Raw genomic sequence first — 20,005 nt, forward strand, 5'->3', positions numbered from 1 at the left:
CACGTTGAGTGCATGCGCATCGGGCTCATCGGAACGGGCCGGATCGGTTCCTTCCACGCGGCGGCACTGGCACGCCAGGCGGACGCGGGATCGCTCCTGCTCGCCGACGCCGACCCCGCGCGGGCGGTGCGCCTCGCCGACCGGCTCGGGGCCACCGCCGCGCCTGCCGTCGAGCAGATCTTCACCTGGGGCGTGGACGCACTGGTGGTGTCCTGCGCCACCGAGGGCCACGCGGACCTCGTCGTACGGGCGGTCCGCGGCGGGCTGCCGGTGTTCTGCGAGAAGCCGGTGGCCCCGGACCTGGACCGCACCCTGGCGGTGCTGCGCGAGGTGGCGGCGGTCGGCGGGGTGCTCCAGCTCGGGTTCATGCGCCGCTTCGACGCGGGCTACACGACGGCGCGCGAGCTGGTCCGCTCCGGGGCCCTGGGCCGGCTGCACACCGTACGGACCACGACCGCGGATCCCTCGCCGCCGACCGCCGAATACCTGCGGACCTCGGGCGGGCTGTACCGGGACTGCCTGGTGCACGACTTCGACATGGTCCGCTGGGTGACGGGGCACGAGGTGAGCGAGGTGTACGCGACCGGGTCGGACGCGGGGCCGGCGCGGTTCCGGGAGGCGGGTGACATCGACACCGCCACCGCCGTCCTCACCCTCGACGACGGGACGCTGGTCTCCAGTACCGGTACGCGGTGCAACGGCGCCGGGTACGACGTACGGATGGAGCTGGCCGGGGAGCTGGACCAGGTCTCCACCGGGCTGGACGACCGTACGCCGATCGCCTCCACCGAGCCGCAGGGACCGCCCCCGGCGACCAAGCCGTGGCCGGGGTTCCTGGAGCGCTTCGCTCCCGCCTACGAGGCCGAGCTGGAGGCCTTCGTCCGGCTGGTGCGGGGCGAGGGCCCCAATCCCTGCGACGGCGTCGAGGCGCTCGCCGCGTTCCGGGTGGCGGAGGCGTGCGAGCTCTCGCGGCGGGAGCGGCGCCCGGTGGCCGTGGAGGAGCTCGCGGATCTCTGAGGCGGCCGGTGGCCGGGTACCCGGGGTCCGTAAGCCGCCCGTCGGTAAGTCCGCCGGCCGTAAGCCACTGGTCACGCCCGTCCCGCGCACGCCTGCTACCAGCGCACCGGGTGGCGGGTCGTCCCCCGGACCAGCGTCCCGCGCGCCCAGTCCAGGGCGACCGGCTCCTCCCGGAGGTCCGGGAAGCGCTCCACCAGGGAGCGGATCGCGATCCGGCCCTCCAGCCGGCCGAGCGGGGCGGCGACGCAGTGGTGGATGCCGTGTCCGAAGGCGATGTGCCCGCCGCGGGCGGGGCGGCGGATGTCGAAGGTCTCGGGGCGTGCGAAGCGGGCGGGGTCCCGGTCCGCCGCGGCGAGGCAGACGAGGATGGCGGAGCCCGCCTCGATGAAGGTGTCGCCGATCTCCAGGTCCGTGCCGGCGAAGCGGAACGTGGCGGTCTCCACCGGGCCGTCGTAGCGCAGGATCTCCTCGACGGTGCCGTCGATCAGTCCGCCGGGGTCGGCGCGCAGGAGGGCGAGCTGGTCGGGGTGGGTGAGCAGCGCACGCATCCCGTTGGAGATCAAGTGCACGGTGGTCTCGTGCCCGCCGACCATCATCAGGACGGCCATGGCGACCAGCTCCTGCCGGGAGAGCCGGTCTCCCCCTTCCAGCCGGCTGGTCACCCAGTCGCTGAGCAGGTCCTCGCCGGGACGGGCCGTCCTGGCGTCGACGAGCTCGGCCGTGTAGGCGGTCATGGCGCGCACGGCCGCGTTCTCGGCCTCGACCCCGGTGGGCGAGACCATCTCGGTGATCCAGCCGTGGAAGGCGCTGCGGTCGGCCTCCGGAACCCCGAGGAGTTCGCAGATCACGGTCATGGGCAGCGGCCGGGCGAAGGCCTCGATCAGGTCGGCGCGGCGCTCGGGCAAGGCCTCCATGCCGTCGAGCAGTCCGTCGACGGTCTCCTGGATGCGCGAGCGCAGTTCGTCGATCCGGGCGGGGGCGAAGGAGCGGGAGACGTGCCGGCGCAGCCGGGTGTGGTCGGGCGGGTCGGCGCGCATCATGTTGGCGCTGGCCTCGGTCCGTTCCCGGTCCGCGTAGAGCCCGGAGGCCAGCCAGTTCTTGGACACCGCGGGGTGGGTGAGGGCCTGGCGGGCCTCCTGGTGACCGACGATCAGCCAGACCTCCTGGCCGTCCGCCGCCTTCACCCGGTGGACGGCCCCCTCCGCACGCAGGCGTGCGTAGTGGGGGTACGGGTTTTCGTTGAAATCTTCGGCGATCGTACTGAGGTCCAGAACCGGCATGTGGCCACCCTAGAGGGGAAGTTGATCGCTCTGGAGCACCTTTCGGTCATTCGTTCAGCCAGCTGCGCGCCGCCCCCAGGCGGTCCCCGCGAGCACCAGCGCGACCCCCGCGAATCCGGCCGCGCCGAGCCGCTCGCCGCCGATGGCGATGCCCGCAGCCGCGGCCCACAGGGGTTCGGTGCCGAGCAGCAGGCTGACGCGCGAGGGGGATGTGCGGCGGACGGCCCACATCTGCACGAAGAAGGCGAACAGGGTGCAGAAGACGGAGAGGAAGGCGAGCCCGGCCCACTCGGCCGGGCCGAAGTCGGCGGCGGCCGCCCAGGGGCTCGCGCCGGTGCCGGGCAGCAGGGCCAGTACGGCGAACACGGCGACGGCGGTCCCGAGCTGGACGGTGGTCAGGGAGAGCGAGTCGGCTTCCTGCACGGCCTTGATCCGGGCCATGAGCAGGACGTGCGCCGTCCGGGCGAGCGCGGCGCCGAGGATGAGGAGGTCGCCGAGGCTCGGGGTGGTGAAGCCCGCCCCCTGGGTGAGCAGCACGACTCCGCAGACGGAGACGGCCGCGGCGCCGAGGAAGGCGGGCGAGGGGGCCGCGCGCCGGACGGCCGACTCGGCGAGCGGGGTGAAGATCATGGTCAGGCTGATGATGAGCCCGGCGTTGGTGGCGGAGGTGTGGACGACCCCGTAGGTCTCCAGCAGGAAGATTCCGCCGAGTACGAGTCCCAGGACCCCGGCGCCGCGCAGCTGGGCGGGGGTGAGCGCGCGCAGCTTTCGCCGGCCGGCGACGGCGAGGACGGGCAGGACCAGCGCGAAGCGCAGGACGAGCACCGCGATCACGGTGTGCGTGGTGGTGACGCCCTTGGCGGCGAGGTAGCTGCCGCCCCAGACGACGGCGACGAGCAGGACCGGCAGATCCGCGAGCCAGGCCCTGCGGGGGGCGGCGACGGAAGCGGGGGCGGCGATGGTGGACACCGGTTCTCCAACGGCAGAAGGCAGGTGGAGACTTCGGCGGCTCGCACGGGGGGTGGGCCCACGCTACCGGAGCATGATCGGCCGGTCGAGCCCTTTGATCCCCGGCCCGCACCGCCGGTCCCCGCACCGCCGGTTCCCGCGCGGTGCGGGCCGGGGCCCGGGGCCCGGCGTCAGGCGAAGGTGCCGAACGCGGCGCGGCCCGTCGGCCGGTAGGTGTGGATGGCCGTGCCGGCCGAGGTGGTGCGGGAGCCCGTCAGCTCGAAGGCCGTCGGCAGCCCGCCCGTCGGGAACAGCCGCCGTCCGCCGCCCAGGAAGACGGGGAAGACCAGCAGGTTCAGCTCGTCCACCAGGTCCCGCGCCAGCAGCCACTGCGCCAGCGCGCCGCTGCCGTGTACTTGCAGCTCCCCCTCGGTCGCGTCCTTGACCCGTACGACCTCGCTCTGCAGCTGCTCCCCGTCGATCGCGGTGGCGGGGCCCCAGGCGGGCTCCTTGAGCGTGGTCGAGGCCACGTACTTGGGCAGCCGGTTCAGCTTGCTCGCGACCGGGTCGGCGGGGTCGTCGTGCTGCGGCCAGTACGAGGCGAAGATCTCGTAGGTCCGGCGGCCGAGCAGGAAGGCCCCGGCCCGGTCGAAGACCTCGGTGATGAACTCCCCCATGCCTTCGTCGGCGAAGGGCACGAGCCACCCGCCGTACGCGAACCCGCCGGTGGGGTCCTCCTCCGGGCCCCCCGGGGCCTGCATCACGCCGTCGAGGGTCAGGAAGGTGGTGAGGGTCAGCTTTCCCATGGCACTGCACTCCTTGGCTCCGGTACGTCCACTGTCACGGGTTCAGACTCCCGGGCCGCCGGGAACTCATCGCTCCGGCGCGCGCGAACGCGATGTCCGTTTCCCGCCAGCGGCGTTGCTCCCCGGGCGATTTCATTGAACTCGCAACCAATCCACGCGGGAGGAACACCATGAACGGCAGCTCAGTGGCCCTGGTGACGGGCGGCAGCAGGGGAATCGGCGCGGCGACCGCGCTGCGGCTGGCCCGGGACGGGGCCGACGTGGCCCTCACCTACACCGAGGACGCGGAGGCGGCCCGGGCGGTCGTCGGGAAGATCGAGGCGCTCGGCCGGCGCGGCCTGGTCCTGCGCGCCGACGCGGGCGACCCGGAGCGGGCCGCCGGGGCGGTGGAGGAGACGGTACGGAGCCTCGGCCGGCTCGACGTCCTGGTCAACAACGCCGGGATCGGCGTGCTCGGACCCCTGGAGGGACTCACCCTCACGGAGGTGGACCGGGTCCTCTCGGTCAACGTCCGGGGCGTGTTCCTGGCCTCCCGGGCCGCGGCCGGCCGGATGGGCCGGGGCGGACGGATCGTCACCATCGGCAGCTGCATGACCCAGCGGGTGCCGGGCCCGGGCGGCACCCTGTACGCGATGAGCAAGGCGGCGCTGACCGGCCTGACCAAGGCCCTCTCGCGGGAGCTCGGCGAGCGCGGGATCACCGCGAACCTGGTCCACCCCGGCCCGGTGGACACGGACATGAACCCGGCGGACGGCCCCTACGCCGCTTCGCAGTCGGCCGCGACGGCACTGGGCCGCTTCGGCACCCCGGAGGAGGTGGCCGCCATGGTCTCCTTCCTCGCCGGCCCGGACTCCGCGTACGTCACGGGCGCCGAGTTCTCGGTGGACGGGGGTTACGCGGCGTAGGGCGTCAGGACTCTGGGGCACGTCAGGCCGTCAGGCCGTCAGGCCGTCAGGCCGACCGGAGTCGTCAGGGCAGCCAGCGGCCCGCCTTCATCAGGTCGCGGCCGGCGATCTCGTCGGCCTCGCGCCAGGCCTGGATCCACACGGGCGTGACCCGGAAGTACGGATAGGGCGTCTTGAGGCCGCTCGGGTCGAAGCCGGAGTGCGCCGCGAAGGCCTCGATCTCGCCGGGTGCGAGCTCCGCCGCCTCCAGCCGGGTCACGGCGCCCTCGACGAGGACCACGTCGCGGGTCATGCCGAAGGCCAGCCGGGCACGGCCGCTCGCCGCGAGGTTGCGGCCGGTGGGCAGGGTGCGTCCCGTCGACAGCAGGAAGGTCTCTCCGTCCCACCGGAAGGAGAGCGGCACGAGGGTCGCGACGCCTTCGGCGTCCGCGGTGGCGACCCAGACGTCGATGTCGCTCTCGAACCGGGCCAGCGCGTCCCCCCGCCGCTGCTCCGTCGTGCGTGGCGTGCTCTGCTCCATCGTGGCCCCCTGGGTGTCCGCCGTTGGCGGCAGGCTAGCGGGAACGCCGCAGGGGCGCACCGTCGAAACGGTGCGCCCCTGCGGGGTGTTCGCGCATGCCCCGGGAGTGTCGGCCCCCGGGGCGGTCACGAGGGTGGCGTCAGCCGCCCAGCTCCTGGTGACGGGCGGTGTGCGCGGCGGTGCCGGCCTCCGTCAGCGCACCGAAGAGGCGCAGGCGGGAGAAGCCGCCGTCCGGGAAGATGTCGATGCGCACGTGCGTGCCGACCGCCGGGGCGTCGAGCACGAAGCGGTGGTTGGTGTCGGGCTGCAGGCGGGTGCGCGGCAGGAACTCCGTCCACTCGCCCTCCTCGCCCGTCTTGATGGACAGCGAGGCCCAGCCGGCCGAGTTGCCCTTGAGGTACGCGGTGTCGATCTCGACGGCGCGGATCTCGGACTCGGCGACGAGCTGGTAGCGGATCCAGTCGTTGCCGTTGTCGCGGCGACGGGCGGTCTCCCAGCCGTCGTCCATCTTGCGGGAGCGGCCCGGGTTGATGGTGTTGGTCGGCGGGGAGTAGAAGCGGTTGGAGGCGTCCTGGACGGAGCCGCCGTTCTCCAGGGCCACCACGTCGAAGGAGCCGAGCGCCGCGAGCCACTTCGGGTCGGGCACGACCTCGCCGTAGACGCGCAGGCGGGCGATGCCGCCGTCGGGGTGCTGGTTCACGCGCAGGTGCGTGAAGCGCTGCTCGGAGTCGATCTCGAAGCCGTTGGCCGCGTGGCCGCCGACGGGGGTGCGGGCGACGATGGTCGTCCACTTGATGTCGTCGCCCTGGAGCTCCGCCGGGGTCGGCGCGAGGGCGCCTTCCCAGTTGGTGGCCTCGACGGAGACGGCCTGCGGCATGTTGCCGCGGAAGTGGGCGGTGTCGACGACGATGCCGCGGATGACGCCGGGGGCGCCCAGGCGGACGAGCGCCCAGTCGTGGTCCTCGGGGGTCGGCCAGGGCTGGGTGGCGGAGATGCCGCGGCGGCGGCGGGTCTCCCAGCCGTCCATGACCTTGCCCTTGTGACCGAAGTCCTCGGGGTCGAAGTGCGCGGCCTCGGAGATCAGCAGGTTCTCGCGCTGGGCGAAGAACTCGTCGTTGGCCTCGATGACACCGGCGCCGAGCTCACGGGCGGCGAGGTTCGCGTACTGGGTGAACGGGAAGTCCGCGCTGCGGTAGTCCGCGTACGGGTCGCCGCCTCCGTACGGGTTCGCGTTGCCGGTGAAGGATTCAATCGCCACTGTCAGTTCTGCCTTTCAAGGAGTCGGCCGGTGGGCTCGGTCGGGGTGCCGTGGTCGGCGATCTGCGTACCGCGCAGCCAGGTGGACTTCACGACGCCGTGCAGGGTCTTGCCCGCGTACGCCGTGACCTGGTTGCGGTGGTGCAGGTGGGCCGGGTCCACGGTGAAGGTCTCTTCGGGGGCCAGGACGGCGAAGTCGGCGTCGCGGCCGGCCTCAATCGCGCCCTTGCTCGCCAGACCGGCGAGGGCGGCCGGTGCGGTGGACATCCAGCGGACGACGTCCTCGAGGGTGCGGCCGCGCTTCTTCGCCTCGCTCCAGATGGCCGGAAGGCCCAGCTGGAGGGAGGAGATGCCGCCCCACGCGGTGGCGAAGTCGCCGGTCTTGAGGTCCGCGGTGGAGGGAGAGTGGTCGGAGACGATGCAGTCGATCGTGCCGTCGGCGAGCGCGTCCCACAGGACGTCCTGGTTGGCGGACTCGCGGATGGGCGGGCAGCACTTGAACTCGGTGGCGCCGTCCGGGACTTCCTCGGCCGTGAGGGTGAGGAAGTGCGGGCAGGACTCGACGGTGATCTGCACGCCCTCGGCCTTGGCCGCGGCGATCAGCGGCAGCGCGGAGGCGGAGGACAGGTGCAGGACGTGGACGCGCGCGTTCAGTCGCTTCGCCTGGTCGATCAGGTTCTGGATCGCGGTGTTCTCGGCGTCCTGGGGGCGAGAGGCCAGGAAGTCGGCGTACTTGGGGCCCGGGTTCTGCGGCGCGGACTCCAGGTGGTGCGGGTCCTCGGCGTGCACGATCAGCAGGCCGCCGAAGCCGGTGATCTCGGCGAGCGAGGCGGCCAGCTGCTCCTGGTCGAGGAGGGGGAACTCGTCGACGCCGGAGGGCGACAGGAAGCACTTGAAGCCGAAGACGCCGGCGTCGTGCATCGGACGCAGGTCCTTGACGTTGTCCGGGAGCGCACCGCCCCAGAAGCCGACGTCCACGTGCGCCTTGGTCCGGGCCACGTCCTGCTTGACCACCAGGTTGGCGGTGGTCGTGGTCGGCGGCAGCGAGTTCAGCGGCATGTCGAGGATGGTGGTGATGCCACCGGCCGCGGCGGCGCGGGTGGCCGTCCAGAAGCCTTCCCACTCGGTACGACCGGGGTCGTTCACGTGGACGTGGGTGTCGACCAGGCCGGGGAGGAGCACGTCGTCGCCGAAGTCCTCCAGCCGGGCCCCGGCCGGCACGTCGGCCTCGTACGGCAGCACGGCCGCGATCTTCCCGCCGGCGACGGCCACCGAAGCGGCACGCGTCCCCTCGGGGGTGATGACGCGCGTCGAGCGCAGTACCAGTTCCACAGCCAGGTCGGACACCGGAACCTCCCCATCTACTTCCACAGAGCGAAATTCAACGTTCTGTTGACGGAGTCTTCACGTCGATCCGGAACCAGTCAAGAGCGCCCGGACGGACCACTGACGACTACGTATCGCAATTGGATGTTTCCACAGGATGGAATTAAGATTTCGCTATGCAGAATGTAGCTACCACCACCAGGAACCGGACGGGTAACTTCCCGAGGACGTCCACCACCAGGACAAACCGCCTCTGACCGGCGGGGACGGCATTGCCCCGGCTCTAGGGCCGACGCAGACCGACCGGTAGGCTGCTTGCTTGCCTGCCAGCACCGAAAGGACCGCGCCCGTGCCGACGTCCAGCGCCAGCACCACCGACGCCTCCACCAAGCCCACCGCCGCCAGCGGTGGCGTCCAGTCCCTTGAGCGCGCCTTCGATCTGCTCGAACGCATGGCCGACGCCGGGGGCGAAGTCGGCCTCAGCGAGCTCTCCGCCGCCAGCGGTCTGCCGCTGCCCACCATCCATCGCCTCATGCGCACCCTCGTGGCGTGCGGCTATGTCCGGCAGCAGCCCAACCGACGGTACTCCCTCGGACCCCGGTTGATCCGCCTCGGCGAGTCCGCGTCGCGGCTGCTGGGCACCTGGGCCCGCCCGTACCTGGCGCGTCTGGTGGAGGAGACCGGCGAGACCGCGAACATGGCCCTGCTCGACGGGGACGAGATCGTCTACGTCGCCCAGGTGCCGTCCAAGCACTCGATGCGGATGTTCACCGAGGTCGGCCGCCGGGTGCTGCCGCACTCCACCGGTGTGGGCAAGGCGCTGCTCGCCTACACCCCCGCGGACGAGGTGCGGGCGCTCCTCTCGCGCACCGGGATGCCGGCCGCGACCGAGAAGACCATCACCACCCCCGAGGGCTTCCTGGACGCCCTGGAGGTGGTCCGACGGGTGGGCTACGCCGTCGACGACAACGAGCAGGAAATAGGAGTCCGCTGCCTGGCGGTCTCCGTGCCGAACTCGCCGACCGCCGCCGCGATCTCCATCTCCGGCCCGGCCGGCCGGGTGACCGAGGCCGTGGCCGAGTCCTTCGTGCCGATCCTCCAGGGCGTCGCGGCCGAGCTGTCGGTGGCCCTGCAGAGCCAGAACCCGGCGTAGGCGACCCGCGTACGGGAAAGGCCCCGGTCGCCCCCTCGGAGGGGGTGACCGGGGCCTTTCCCGTACGTCCTACGGGGCCGGGACGGGCTCCGCGCCCAGGGTCAGGCGGCCGTCCGTCATCAGCGCCGTGGCGTCCATCCGCTCCAGGTGCGCGTGGTCGTGGGTGACCAGCACGGTGGCGGTGGAGCGCTCGCGGGTGAGGGTGACCAGCAGGTCCAGTATCGCGGCGCCGCGCTCGTGGTCGAGGGCGCTGGTGGGCTCGTCGACCAGCAGCACGGCGGGCTCGTTCATCAGGGCGCGGGCGATGTTGATCCGCTGGCGCTGCCCCCCGGAGAGCTGGTGCGGCCGCTTGTCGGCCTTGTCCGCCAGTCCCACCGCGTCCAGCAGCTCCAGGGCCCGCCGGCGCAGGGCGCGCGCGGGCCGGCCGGAGAGGTGGGCCATCACCTGGAGCTGTTCGGCGGCGGTGAGCGAGGCCAGCAGGTTCGGCTGCTGGAAGACGATGCCGATCTTCTCCCGGCGCAGCGCCGACTTCTCGCCCGCGCCGAGCTGCGAGGTGTCCTGCCCCGCCACGACCACCCGGCCCGCGTCGGGCGTGACGAGGGTGGCGGCGACCGCCAGCAGGCTGGACTTCCCGGACCCGGAGGGGCCGACCACCGCCGTCAGGGTGCCCGCGGGCACCTCCAGGCCGACCGCGTCCAGCGCCGTGAGGCGGCCCTCGCCGTCCGGGTAGGTGAGCGTGACGTCGTGCACGAGCAGGGTCATCGGGCGCTCCCGAGAGCGGTCAGGGGGTCGACGGCGGTGATCCGCCGGATGGACAGGGCGGCGCCCAGCGCGCCGAGCGCGATCATGACGGCGGCCGGGACCAGCACGGTGGCGGCGTCGAGCACGAAGGGCACGTCACCGCCGCTGATCAGCGCTCCGAAGCCGGCCGCGAGCGCGGTGCCCGTACCGGTGCCGAGCGCCAGCATCACCACGGCCTGCCCGAGCGCGTCCTTGAGGAGGTACGGGGTGGAGGCACCCAGTGCCTTCAGCACGGCGATGTCCCCGCTGCGCTGGATGGTCCACACGGTGAAGAAGGCTCCTATGACCAGGGCCGAGATGGCGAAGAGGAACCCGCGCATCAGCTGGAGCGAGCCGTTCTCGGAGGTGTAGGAGCCGATCGCGCTCAGGGCCTCGTCGACGGTCTGCGCCGTGGTTCCGGTGGCCTTGTCGCCGGCCGCCCAGTCGACGCCCTTGCCGTCCAGGGCCACGACGGTCGCGAGGGTGTCGATGGAGGTGCCGGGGTTCCCGACGCGCTGCCAGTCGTTGAGGTCCATCCAGACGACCGGGGTGTGGCTGTAGGCGGCGGTGCCGGAGACGGCCGCCACGGTCGTCTCGACCTGGCCGATCCTGAGCTTGGCGCCGGCGGTCAGCCCGCCGAGCTCCTTGGCCGCCTTCTCCGTGAGGACCACCCCGCCCTGGGCCAGCCCGCTCCCCCGGGGCGCGAGGGGGCCCGCCGGATCCACGCCGAAGACGGACACGGCCGCCGTGCGCTCACCCGAGACGACGTTGGTGGTGCGGATGCCCAGCGGCTGCGCCGAGGTCACCCCGGGCTGCTCCCGCCAGGCCAGCCAGGCCTTCTCGGGCACCTGGGAGTTGGTGAAGGAGACCTTCTGGTCCCCGGCGGGCGCGGCGAACGCGAGGCGGGTGGTGGCGGGCAGGCCGGTGATGGCCGAGATGTTTTCCCGGGCCAGGCCCGCGGTGAGCCCGGACAACAGGCCGACCAGCAGCGTGATCAGCAGTACGACCGAGCCCATCAGGGCGAAACGGCCCTTGGCGAACCGTAGATCTCTCCATGCGACGAACATGTTCCCCACCTTGGTCTTCCGCGTGGACACAAGGCATCGCGCCACAGTAGAGATCCTCGTATCGAAGGACGCACCAAGACATCAATCCTTTGGTTGACCGGGGCCCCCGGACCCGGACTTACGCTGGTCAGGCCATGACTCCTCCCCTCCCGCCCACCGCGTCCGCCCTCCCTGCACCCCCTTCACCCGGCGCCCCAGGCGTCCCCGGCGCCCCCGGCGTCCGCACCCTCACCCCCGTCTCCCGCGTCCTGCGGCTGTGCCTGCACGCGCTGCTCTTCGGCCTGCTCGCCCTCGCCGCCGGGCGGGCCGTCGCCGACTCCGCGCCGCAGGCCGGCTGGGTGGTCGCGGCCTGCGCGGTGCTGGCCGCCGTGTACCTCGCGGGCGTACGGACCCCCGCGGTGCACCGCTCGGCGCGCGCCGGGGCGGTCTGGCTGGCCGGATTGTGCACGGCCTGGGCCGCGCTGCTGGTGGTCTCCCCCGACGGGCTGTGGATCGCCTTCCCGCTGTACTTCCTGGAGCTGCACCTACTGCGGCTGCGCTGGGGCGTGGCCGCCGTCGCGGGCACGGCGGCCGCGGCGATCGGCGGCTTCCTCGCGCACAGCAGCGCGGTGACGCCGGGGGCCTTCCTCGGGCCGCTGCTGGGCGGCGCCGTGGCGGTGGCCACCGTACTGGGCTACCAGGCGCTGTACCGGGAGAGCGAGCGGCGCCGCGAGCTGATCGAGGAGCTCATCACGACCCGGGCCGAGCTTGCGGCGGCCGAGCGGAGCGCCGGGATCCTGGCGGAGCGGGAACGGCTCGCCCGGGAGATCCACGACACCCTGGCGCAGGGCCTGTCGTCCATCCAGCTCCTCCTCCGGGCCGCTGAGCGCAGCCTGCCCGAGGGCTCGGCAGCCCTTCCGCACATCGGCCGGGCCCGGGAGGCCGCCCAGGAGAACCTCGCCGAGGCGCGTCGCTTCGTACGGGCCCTCACGCCTCCGGACCTGGAACACGGGTCGCTGCCGGCCGCGCTGGAACGCCTGTGCACCGGGGCTCCGGGCCCCCGGGTCCGCTTCTCCCTGAGCGGCACCCCGCGCCCTCTGCCCACCCCCTACGAGGTGGCGCTGCTGCGGATCGCGCAGTCGGCGCTGGCCAATGTGGTGCGGCACGCGGAGGCCGGGCGCGCCGAGATCACCCTGACCTTCATGGACTCCTCCGTGACCCTGGACATCGTCGACGACGGCAAGGGCTTCGACCCCTGCGCGGCCTCCTCCGCCCCCTCGGGCGGGGGCGGCTTCGGCCTGCCGGCGATGCGCTCGCGGGCCGAGACCCTCAGCGGCCTGTTCACGGTCGAGTCCGCCCCCGGCCAGGGCACCGCCGTGGCCGTCACCCTTCCCCTGCCCGCGGAGGCCCTGTCATGACGATCCGCCTGCTCCTCGCCGACGACCACCCCGTGGTCCGGGCCGGGCTGCGCGCGGTGCTGGACACGGAGCCGGACTTCGAGGTGGTCGCGGAGGCGGCCACGGCGGAGCGGGCGGTGGAGCTGGCCCGCTCCGCCGGGGTCGACGTGGTCCTGATGGACCTCCAGTTCGGCCCCGGCGGCGGCATGCACGGCTCGGCGGCCACGGCCCTGATCACGGCCGGGTCCCCGTCCCCCCGGGTGCTGGTCCTGACCACGTACGACACGGACGCGGACATCCTGGCGGCGGTGGAGGCGGGCGCCTCGGGCTACCTCCTCAAGGACGCCCCGCCGGAGGAACTGGCGGCGGCAGTCCGCACCGCGGCGGCCGGCCAGTCGGCACTGGCCCCGGCGGTAGCGCTCCGCCTGATGGACCGCATGCGCACCCCTGCCGAAGCCCTGACCAAGCGCGAACTGGAGGTCCTCCAGCTGGTCGCGGACGGCCTGTCGAACCAGCAGATCTCCAAGCAGCTCTTCCTCAGCCAGGCCACGGTCAAATCCCACCTGGTCCACATCTACGCGAAACTCGGCGTCGACTCCCGCACCTCGGCAGTGGCCGCAGCAGCAACCCGCCGCCTGATCCGCACCCCGTAGATCCAGCCAGGCCGTCTCTTCCGGATCTTGCCTGGCCCGCGCCGCCCGGTCGGCGCGCAGGCTCAGGGTTCCCAGGACCGTCCCTCGCGGTGCGTGCCCGCCGGGAGGGTGCGGGTGGGGGGGATCGCCAGGCCCGTGGGGGTGTTCAGGCCCGTGATGGGGAGGGTCGTCTGGCCGCTGCCGTCGGGGGCGAGGCGGACCACCCGGTTGTTGAAGGCGTCCGCGACGTAGAGGCGGCCCCTCCCGTCGAGGGCCAGGCCCAGCGGGTCGTTGAGCCCGGACGCGGGGACCGTGCTCTGGCCGGAGCCGTCGGCCGCCAGCCTCACCACACGGCTGTTGCCGGTGTCGGAGACGTAGAGGTTGCCCGCCGGGTCGAGGACGATGCCGGCCGGCTGGGAGAGCCCCGTGAAGGGAAGGGTGCGCTGCGCGCCGCCTCCGGCGGGGAGGGTGACGACGCGGTCGTTCACGAAGTCGGTGACGTAGAGGGAACCCGCGGAGTCGAAGGCGAGGCCCCAGGGGTGGAGGAGTCCCACGGTGGGTACGGTGCGCTGCCCGCTGCCGTCCGCGGGTACCTCCACGACCCGGTCGTTGAAGCTGTCGGCGATGTACAGGTCGCCCGCGGCGTCCAGTGCCAGCCCGAGGGGGCGGGAGAGCCCGTCCGTCGCGACCGTGACCTGGGGGCCGCCGTCCGCGGGGATCCGTACGACCCGGTTGTTCCCGGTGTCCGCCACGTAGAGATCGCCCGCGGCGTCGACCACCATGCCCGTGGGCCGGACCAGGCCCACGGCGGGGACCACGTCCTGCCCGCCGCGCCGCGGTACCCGCAGCACCCGGTCGTTCCCGTAGTCGGAGACGTACAGCGGGCCGCCCGCGCCCCCGGATCCCGGGTCGGTGGCGGCTGTCGCACCGGCCGGGGCCAGCCCGATGGCACACAGCGCCAGCAGCACCAGGACGGAACCGGCCCTGCGGCCGGTACGGCCCGTACGGTTCGTACGGTTCGTACGGTTCGTACGCGGGGGCTCGGGAACTGCGGAACGGGGCACGGCGCACCTACCTGTCCTGGTCGTCCGGCCGCCGAGGCTAGCCCCGGCGGCCCGGCCGCTCCCCCGCACCACGCCACGGCCCGGCCGCCTTGCACACGGACGGCCGGGCGGTCACCGCTGCACCGCGGCCTACGCCACCCAGTACGGCCGGTCCACCGCCGAGGGCAGCGGCACGCCCCCGTGGAAGGCCTCCGCGAGCCTCCGTACGCCCTCGTCCAACTGCTCCGCCGCCAGCGTGTACGGGATCCGCAGCCGGTGCTCGAAGGTCCCGGGGTCCACCCCGAACCGCGCGCCGCGCCCGATGTTGACCCCGGCCGCCGCCGCCCGGTCCGCCAGCGCGGAGCTGACCGGCTCCCCGAGGTCCACCCAGAGCGAGAGCCCGCCCGGCGGCACCTGCCAGGACCACTCCGGCGTGTGCCGCTCCAGCGAAGCGATCAGCGCCGCGCGCTGCCCGCGCAGCCGCTCCAGCCGGGCGGGCAGCGTCCGCTCCAGCCCCTCCAGCAGCGGGAGCGCCACCAGCTGGTCCAGGACCGAGCCGGTCATGTCGGCCGCCACCCGTACCGCCGTCAGCTCGGTGATCATCTTTGCGGTGGCCCGGATCCACCCGACGCGCAGCCCGCCCCAGTGCGTCTTGCTCAGCGAGCCGATGGTCACCACGTGATCGGCCCCGCCCTTCGGCGCGAGCGAGGCCAGCGGGGCGGGCGCCGGCGCGTCGAGTGCGATGTCGGCGATGGTCTCGTCGACCACCAGCCAGGTCCCGGTCCGCCGGGTCGCCGCCAGCAGCCGCAGCCGCTGTTCCTCCGGCATCAGCGCGCCCGTCGGGTTGTGGAAGTCGGGGATCACGTAGGCGAGCCTCGGCACGGTCTGGCGCAGCGCGGACTCGGCGATCTCCAGGTCCCAGCCCGCGTCGGAGACGGCGATCGACCCGGTGCGCAGCCGTGCGTGGCGCAGGGCGTCCAGGGCGTTGGCGTAGGTCGGGTTCTCGGTCATCACCCGGTCCCCGGGCCCGCACAGCATGCTCACCACCAGGGCGAACGCCTGCTGCGCGCCCGCCGTGACGAGGATCTGCTCCGGGCGGGTCGCCAGTCCCCGCCGGGTGAACCGCTCCGCGATGGCGGTCCGCAGGTCGGGCAGCCCGAAGGGGTGGTAGCCGGGGCTGCGGGCGAAGCCCGGGAGCCTGGGCGCGGCCCAGGCCACGGCCTCGGTGAGGCTGTCCTCGGGGGCGCCCATGGCGGCGATGGCGAGGTCGATGCCGGGGTCGCCGTCGGCGTGGTAGCCGCCGGCGCCGACGATGGCGTGCGCGCCGACCGGGCGGTGGCCTTCGGGGAGCTCGGTCCAGGTTCCGGAACCGCGGCGGCTGCGGACGTAGCCGCTCTCGCGCAGGAGGTCGTAGGCGCCGGTGACGGTGGCCCGGCTGGCTCCGATCGCCTCGGCGAGCTCGCGTTCGGCGGGCAGGCGCACGTGCAGGGCGATCCGGCCGTCGAGGATCAGGGTGCGGACGGCGTCGGCCAGGGCCCGGTAGCCGGGGCGGGCCCGTACCTCCGCCGGGAGCAGGGCCGCGAGCTGGCGGCTGCCGATCGTTCTGTCCGCCGTCTGGACCACTCGCCCGTTTGCCATGCCAACCTCCCCTGATTGGCTCTGCCTGCCAGGCCAATCCAGGTCCAGACTCGCTGCATTGGCCGCCGATTGGCAAGGAGATGCCGCCGATGCTGACCGACCGTGACGAACGGAACCTGCTCACCGCCGCCGAGAACCGGATCGCCGAGCCCCTGCGCGCGGGGGCCGCACTGGCCGCCGTACGACGCCTCCTGCGGCGCGAGCGGGCACGCGAGCGAGAATCAGTGACATGTCACACCACAGCAGCACCTCAGACCAGCAGCGGCAGCACCCGCGACCCGCGGCGGCAGCCGACGGCTCCGCTCCCCCGGTGATCGCCGGCCTGCTCCTCGCCGCCGGCGGCGGCCGGCGCCTGGGCGGCCGCCCGAAGGCCCTGCTGACCTACCGGGGCCGCCCGCTGGTGGAGAACGCCGTACGGGTCCTGCGCGAGGCGGGCTGCGGCCCGCTGCACGTGGTGCTCGGCGCCTCCGCGGCCGAGGTGCGCGAGCGCGCCGATTTCAGCGGCTGCGTGGTCACGGACAACCCGGACTGGGCCGAGGGCATGGGCTCCTCCCTGCGGATCGGCCTCGCCTCGCTGGCCGGTACGGGCGCCCGCGCGGCCCTGGTCTCCCTGGTGGACCAGCCGGGCATCGGCCCGGAGGCGGTGGCACGGGTCCGGGCCGCCTACCGGTCCCCCGCGAGCCTGGTGGCGGCGGCCTACGACGGCGAGCGCGGGCACCCGGTGCTGTTCGGGGCGGACCGCTGGCCGGACATCGTGGCGACGGCCACGGGCGACAAGGGCGCACGGGTGCACCTCTCGGCGCACGCGGACGAACTCACGCTGGTCGAATGCGGTGACATCGCGGAGGCCTTCGACATCGACACCCCTCCCGACCTGGCACGACTCGCCTGAGCGGGCTGTGACCACGATGGCACTGAGGGCCACCGGGAACCGCCCGGGAACCGGAATCTGTCGACTCAGAGAATCTCGACATCAACAAACCATTGAACTTCCACCATGAGGAAATTACTATCCACTGGTCAGAAGCGCCCTGAACCCCAGACGGCGCCCGCGACCGTATCCCGGAACTCTCCACACCCGACGGCACTGCGTGCCGTCTTGCGCGAGCATTCCCCCGCGGCCGCCAGGCACCGCCGCTGAAGGAGTGACAGATATGTCCGCACCAGCGCCGTCGCTGGCCATCGTCGACGCCGAGCCCCTGCCCCGGCAGGACGAGGTCCTCACCGACGCGGCCCTCGCCTTCGTCGCGGAGCTGCACCGGCGGTTCGCCCCCCGCCGTGCCGAGCTCCTCGCCCGCCGCGCCGTGCGCCGCGCCGAGATCGCCCGCACTTCCACGCTCGACTTCCTCCCGGACACCGCACAGGTCCGCGAGGGCGACTGGAAGGTGGCGCCGGCCCCGGCCGCGCTGAACGACCGCCGTGTGGAGATCACCGGTCCGACGGACCGCAAGATGACCATCAACGCCCTGAACTCGGGCGCCAAGGTCTGGCTCGCCGACTTCGAGGACGCCTCGGCTCCCACCTGGGAGAACGTGGTCCTCGGCCAGCTCAACCTGATCGACGCCTACGAGCGCCGCATCGACTTCACCGACGCCCGCACGGGCAAGGCGTACGCCCTCAAGCCCGCCGAGGAGCTCGCCACCGTCGTGATGCGCCCCCGCGGCTGGCACCTGGAGGAGCGCCACCTGCAGTTCGAGGGCGGCCCGGCCTCCGGCTCCCTGGTCGACTTCGGCCTGTACTTCTTCCACAACGCCCAGCGCCTGATCGACCTCGGCAAGGGTCCGTACTTCTACCTGCCGAAGACCGAGTCCCACCTGGAGGCGCGCCTCTGGAACGAGATCTTCGTCTTCGCCCAGGACTACGTCGGCATCCCGCAGGGCACCGTCCGCGCGACCGTCCTGATCGAGACGATCACGGCCGCGTACGAGATGGACGAGATCCTCTTCGAGCTGCGCGACCACGCGGCGGGCCTGAACGCCGGCCGCTGGGACTACCTCTTCTCCATCGTCAAGAACTTCCGTGACGGCGGCGAGAAGTTCGTCCTGCCGGACCGCAACGCGGTGACGATGACCGCCCCCTTCATGCGGGCGTACACCGAGCTCCTCGTCAAGACCTGCCACAAGCGCGGCGCGCACGCCATCGGCGGCATGGCGGCCTTCATCCCGTCCCGCAAGGACGCGGAGATCAACAAGGTCGCCTTCGAGAAGGTCAAGGCCGACAAGGACCGTGAGGCCGGCGACGGCTTCGACGGCTCCTGGGTCGCCCACCCCGACCTGGTCCCGATCGCGATGGCCTCCTTCGACGCCGTCCTGGGCGAGAAGCCCAACCAGAAGGACCGCCTCCGCGAGGACGTCTCCGTCGCCCCCGGCGAGCTCATCGCGATCGACTCCCTCGACGCGAAGCCCACGTACGACGGCCTGCGCAACGCCGTCCAGGTCGGCATCCGCTACATCGAGGCGTGGCTGCGCGGCCTCGGCGCCGTCGGCATCTTCGGCCTGATGGAGGACGCCGCCACCGCCGAGATCTCGCGCTCGCAGATCTGGCAGTGGATCAACGCCGGCGTGGTCTTCGAGAACGGCAAGCTCGCCACCGCCGATCTCGCCCGCGAGGTCGCGGCCGCCGAACTCGCCGCGATCCGCACCGAGGTCGGCGACGAGGCCTTCGAGAACGGCAAGTGGCAGCAGGCCCACGACCTCCTCCTCCAGGTCTCGCTCGACGCCGACTACGCGGACTTCCTCACCCTCCCCGCGTACGACCAGCTCATCGGCTGACACCCCGCCTTCGGCTGAATCGCACAGCAGCCGAAACCACGACAGCGCCCCCGAAGCCTCCGGCTCCGGGGGCGCTGTCGTGCGTCCGCGAGCGGCGCGTCCGACGCCTCGGACCGGGCGGCGCCGAACGACCGGTCGGTTGTTACTTGTTCGTAACTTACCTGTACCTAGCGGTAACAACGCGCGGGGTGGCACCTTTCCGATTGCCACCGGCCGGAGGTAACCCCCACTTACCCCGCCATGCGCCGGAGTTGTTCCCGGCTTCCGCATGGCCGACCGCAGGAGTTCCGCAGTGATCGGAATGCGCAGCGACAGCATGGACCGGGCCCGTCGGGTGCGACGACTGGCCGGGATCGGGATGGCAGTGCCGCTCGTCGCCGGGGCCCTGGTCGCCGGAGGGGCCGGGACGGCCGTGGCCGGACCGGGGAACGGACCCACGGCGGTGGTGTCCCTCGGCGACAGCTACATCTCCGGGGAAGCCGGACGCTGGAAGGGCAACAGCCTGACCAACAGCGGAAACCGGACCGGGACCGACCGGGCCTGGGTGAGCGGCAGCAGCTACGACCCCGGCAAGGTCTACGGGGCCACCGCCGGCGGATGCCACCGGTCGGACTCCGCCGAGGTGAAGAGCGCCGGGCCGCTCGCCGATGTCGCGATCAACCTGGCCTGCTCCGGGGCGGTCTCGCAGAACGTGTTCCGCGCCTCCAACGGGGGCGTCGCCTTCAAGGGCGAGGCCCCGCAGGCCGATCAGCTCGCCGCCGTGGCCGCGAGCAACAACGTCAAGGTCATCGCGCTGTCCATCGGCGGCAACGACCTCGGCTTCGCCGACATCATCAAGGAGTGCGCGTACGACTTCGTGCTCTGGAACTCCTACTGCTACGACGATCAGCAGGAGGGTGTGGACGCGAAGATCGACGGGGTCATGGCCGACGTCGGCAAGTCCGTGGACGAGGTGCGGGCCGTCATGCGCGGCGCCGGGTACGCCGACTCCTCGTACCGGATCGTGCTGCAGTCCTACCCGTCGCCGATCCCGCGCGGCGCGGAGAACCGGTACACCCAGAGCGACTGGAGCCGGCTCAACACCGGCGGATGTCCCTTCTGGAACAGGGACTCCGACTGGGCGCGGGACTCCCTCGTGCCGCAGATCGCCGGGCGGCTCAAGGCGGTCGCCGCGGCCAAGGGCGCGCAGTTCCTGGACCTGAAGGACATGATGCAGGGGCGCGAGGTGTGCGCGAAGGCGAGCAAGCAGGTGACCACCGCGGCGCCGGCGTCGGCGAAGACGAGCGAGTGGGCACGCTGGATCGACAGCAGCGAAACGCAGGGACTGGTCCAGGAGTCCATGCACCCGAACTACTTCGGGCAGCTCGCGGCCGGGCGCTGCCTGGCCCTGGTCGTGGCACAGCCGGCGAGCAGCGGCTTCGGCTGCAAGAACACCGCCGGGTCCGACCAGACCGGGATGTACCTCACCCCGGCGCCGTAGCCGGGG

At 72.8% G+C, this 20,005-nt stretch carries 19 protein-coding genes; 9 read left to right on the plus strand and 10 right to left on the minus strand.

The window, feature by feature from the left end; all coding sequences use genetic code 11:
- The first annotated feature begins 12 nt into the window (after positions 1-12).
- The gene (locus tag ACFRU2_RS10170; protein WP_382970153.1) at positions 13-1,017 is read left to right on the plus strand and encodes a Gfo/Idh/MocA family oxidoreductase; all 1,005 of its coding nucleotides are present in this window, start codon (positions 13-15) and stop codon (positions 1,015-1,017) included.
- Between the two features lie 95 nt (positions 1,018-1,112).
- On the opposite strand, the gene ACFRU2_RS10175 is transcribed toward ACFRU2_RS10170, so the two are convergent.
- The 3 genes from ACFRU2_RS10175 to ACFRU2_RS10185 form a co-directional block, all read right to left on the minus strand.
- Entirely contained in the window at positions 1,113-2,297 is a 1,185-nt protein-coding gene (locus tag ACFRU2_RS10175; protein ID WP_382970155.1) for a cytochrome P450, read from the minus strand.
- Between the two features lie 54 nt (positions 2,298-2,351).
- Positions 2,352-3,266, minus strand: a complete 915-nt coding sequence (locus ACFRU2_RS10180) for a DMT family transporter (RefSeq protein WP_382970158.1) — start codon at positions 3,264-3,266, stop codon at positions 2,352-2,354.
- 170 nt (positions 3,267-3,436) lie between these two features.
- Positions 3,437-4,051: a dihydrofolate reductase family protein gene (locus tag ACFRU2_RS10185; RefSeq protein WP_382970161.1), complete on the minus strand. Its 615-nt coding sequence runs from the start codon at positions 4,049-4,051 to the stop codon at positions 3,437-3,439.
- Positions 4,052-4,221: 170 nt separating this feature from the next.
- Between ACFRU2_RS10185 and ACFRU2_RS10190 the strand changes: the two genes are divergently transcribed.
- Positions 4,222-4,956 (plus strand): SDR family NAD(P)-dependent oxidoreductase, encoded by a 735-nt coding sequence (locus tag ACFRU2_RS10190; protein ID WP_382970164.1) that lies wholly within the window; start codon positions 4,222-4,224, stop codon positions 4,954-4,956.
- A 64-nt stretch (positions 4,957-5,020) separates the two neighbouring features.
- Here ACFRU2_RS10190 and ACFRU2_RS10195 read toward each other — a convergent pair whose 3' ends face one another.
- From ACFRU2_RS10195 to allB, 3 genes are all read right to left on the minus strand, one after another.
- On the minus strand, positions 5,021-5,476 hold the full coding sequence (locus ACFRU2_RS10195; protein WP_382970166.1) for a pyridoxamine 5'-phosphate oxidase family protein: 456 nt from the start codon (positions 5,474-5,476) through the stop codon (positions 5,021-5,023).
- 139 nt (positions 5,477-5,615) lie between these two features.
- The gene (gene alc, locus ACFRU2_RS10200) at positions 5,616-6,734 is read right to left on the minus strand and encodes an allantoicase (protein ID WP_266885207.1); all 1,119 of its coding nucleotides are present in this window, start codon (positions 6,732-6,734) and stop codon (positions 5,616-5,618) included.
- A gap of 2 nt (positions 6,735-6,736) precedes the next feature.
- Entirely contained in the window at positions 6,737-8,071 is a 1,335-nt protein-coding gene (gene allB / locus ACFRU2_RS10205; RefSeq protein WP_382970816.1) for an allantoinase AllB, read from the minus strand.
- Between the two features lie 337 nt (positions 8,072-8,408).
- Between allB and ACFRU2_RS10210 the strand changes: the two genes are divergently transcribed.
- Positions 8,409-9,212: an IclR family transcriptional regulator gene (locus ACFRU2_RS10210; RefSeq protein WP_250740510.1), complete on the plus strand. Its 804-nt coding sequence runs from the start codon at positions 8,409-8,411 to the stop codon at positions 9,210-9,212.
- Between the two features lie 69 nt (positions 9,213-9,281).
- On the opposite strand, the gene ACFRU2_RS10215 is transcribed toward ACFRU2_RS10210, so the two are convergent.
- Together ACFRU2_RS10215 and ACFRU2_RS10220 are read right to left on the minus strand one after the other, a co-directional pair.
- Positions 9,282-9,974, minus strand: coding sequence for an ABC transporter ATP-binding protein (locus ACFRU2_RS10215; protein ID WP_382970169.1), 693 nt, complete (start codon positions 9,972-9,974; stop codon positions 9,282-9,284).
- Positions 9,971-11,059 (minus strand): ABC transporter permease, encoded by a 1,089-nt coding sequence (locus ACFRU2_RS10220; protein WP_382970172.1) that lies wholly within the window; start codon positions 11,057-11,059, stop codon positions 9,971-9,973. Before ACFRU2_RS10220 ends, ACFRU2_RS10215 begins: the two co-directional genes overlap by 4 nt.
- A 134-nt stretch (positions 11,060-11,193) precedes the next feature.
- Between ACFRU2_RS10220 and ACFRU2_RS10225 the strand changes: the two genes are divergently transcribed.
- On the plus strand, positions 11,194-12,456 hold the full coding sequence (locus ACFRU2_RS10225; protein WP_382970175.1) for a sensor histidine kinase: 1,263 nt from the start codon (positions 11,194-11,196) through the stop codon (positions 12,454-12,456).
- Entirely contained in the window at positions 12,453-13,088 is a 636-nt protein-coding gene (locus tag ACFRU2_RS10230; RefSeq protein WP_250740518.1) for a response regulator transcription factor, read from the plus strand. The genes ACFRU2_RS10225 and ACFRU2_RS10230 overlap by 4 nt, the downstream gene beginning before the upstream one ends.
- 62 nt (positions 13,089-13,150) lie before the next feature.
- Here ACFRU2_RS10230 and ACFRU2_RS10235 read toward each other — a convergent pair whose 3' ends face one another.
- Together ACFRU2_RS10235 and ACFRU2_RS10240 are read right to left on the minus strand one after the other, a co-directional pair.
- Positions 13,151-14,131, minus strand: a complete 981-nt coding sequence (locus tag ACFRU2_RS10235; protein ID WP_382970179.1) for a hypothetical protein — start codon at positions 14,129-14,131, stop codon at positions 13,151-13,153.
- Positions 14,132-14,260: 129 nt separating this feature from the next.
- Complete coding sequence (locus ACFRU2_RS10240; RefSeq protein ID WP_382970182.1) at positions 14,261-15,748, minus strand: PLP-dependent aminotransferase family protein; 1,488 nt, start codon at positions 15,746-15,748, stop codon at positions 14,261-14,263.
- An 89-nt stretch (positions 15,749-15,837) separates the two neighbouring features.
- On the opposite strand from ACFRU2_RS10240, the gene ACFRU2_RS10245 reads away from it, so the two are divergent.
- The 4 genes from ACFRU2_RS10245 to ACFRU2_RS10260 all read left to right on the plus strand — a co-directional run bounded on the left by ACFRU2_RS10245 (position 15,838) and on the right by ACFRU2_RS10260 (position 19,999).
- On the plus strand, positions 15,838-16,062 hold the full coding sequence (locus ACFRU2_RS10245; protein ID WP_382970185.1) for a hypothetical protein: 225 nt from the start codon (positions 15,838-15,840) through the stop codon (positions 16,060-16,062).
- 8 nt (positions 16,063-16,070) lie between these two features.
- Positions 16,071-16,640, plus strand: coding sequence for an NTP transferase domain-containing protein (locus ACFRU2_RS10250; protein WP_382970819.1), 570 nt, complete (start codon positions 16,071-16,073; stop codon positions 16,638-16,640).
- A gap of 262 nt (positions 16,641-16,902) precedes the next feature.
- Positions 16,903-18,519 (plus strand): malate synthase A, encoded by a 1,617-nt coding sequence (gene aceB / locus ACFRU2_RS10255; protein WP_382970187.1) that lies wholly within the window; start codon positions 16,903-16,905, stop codon positions 18,517-18,519.
- A 301-nt stretch (positions 18,520-18,820) separates the two neighbouring features.
- Positions 18,821-19,999, plus strand: coding sequence for a hypothetical protein (locus ACFRU2_RS10260; protein WP_382970821.1), 1,179 nt, complete (start codon positions 18,821-18,823; stop codon positions 19,997-19,999).
- The last annotated feature ends 6 nt before the right edge of the window (positions 20,000-20,005 follow it).

The organism is Streptomyces sp. NPDC056883 (genome assembly GCF_042788835.1).
Classification (GTDB): Bacteria; Actinomycetota; Actinomycetes; order Streptomycetales; family Streptomycetaceae; genus Streptomyces; species Streptomyces stoeckheimensis.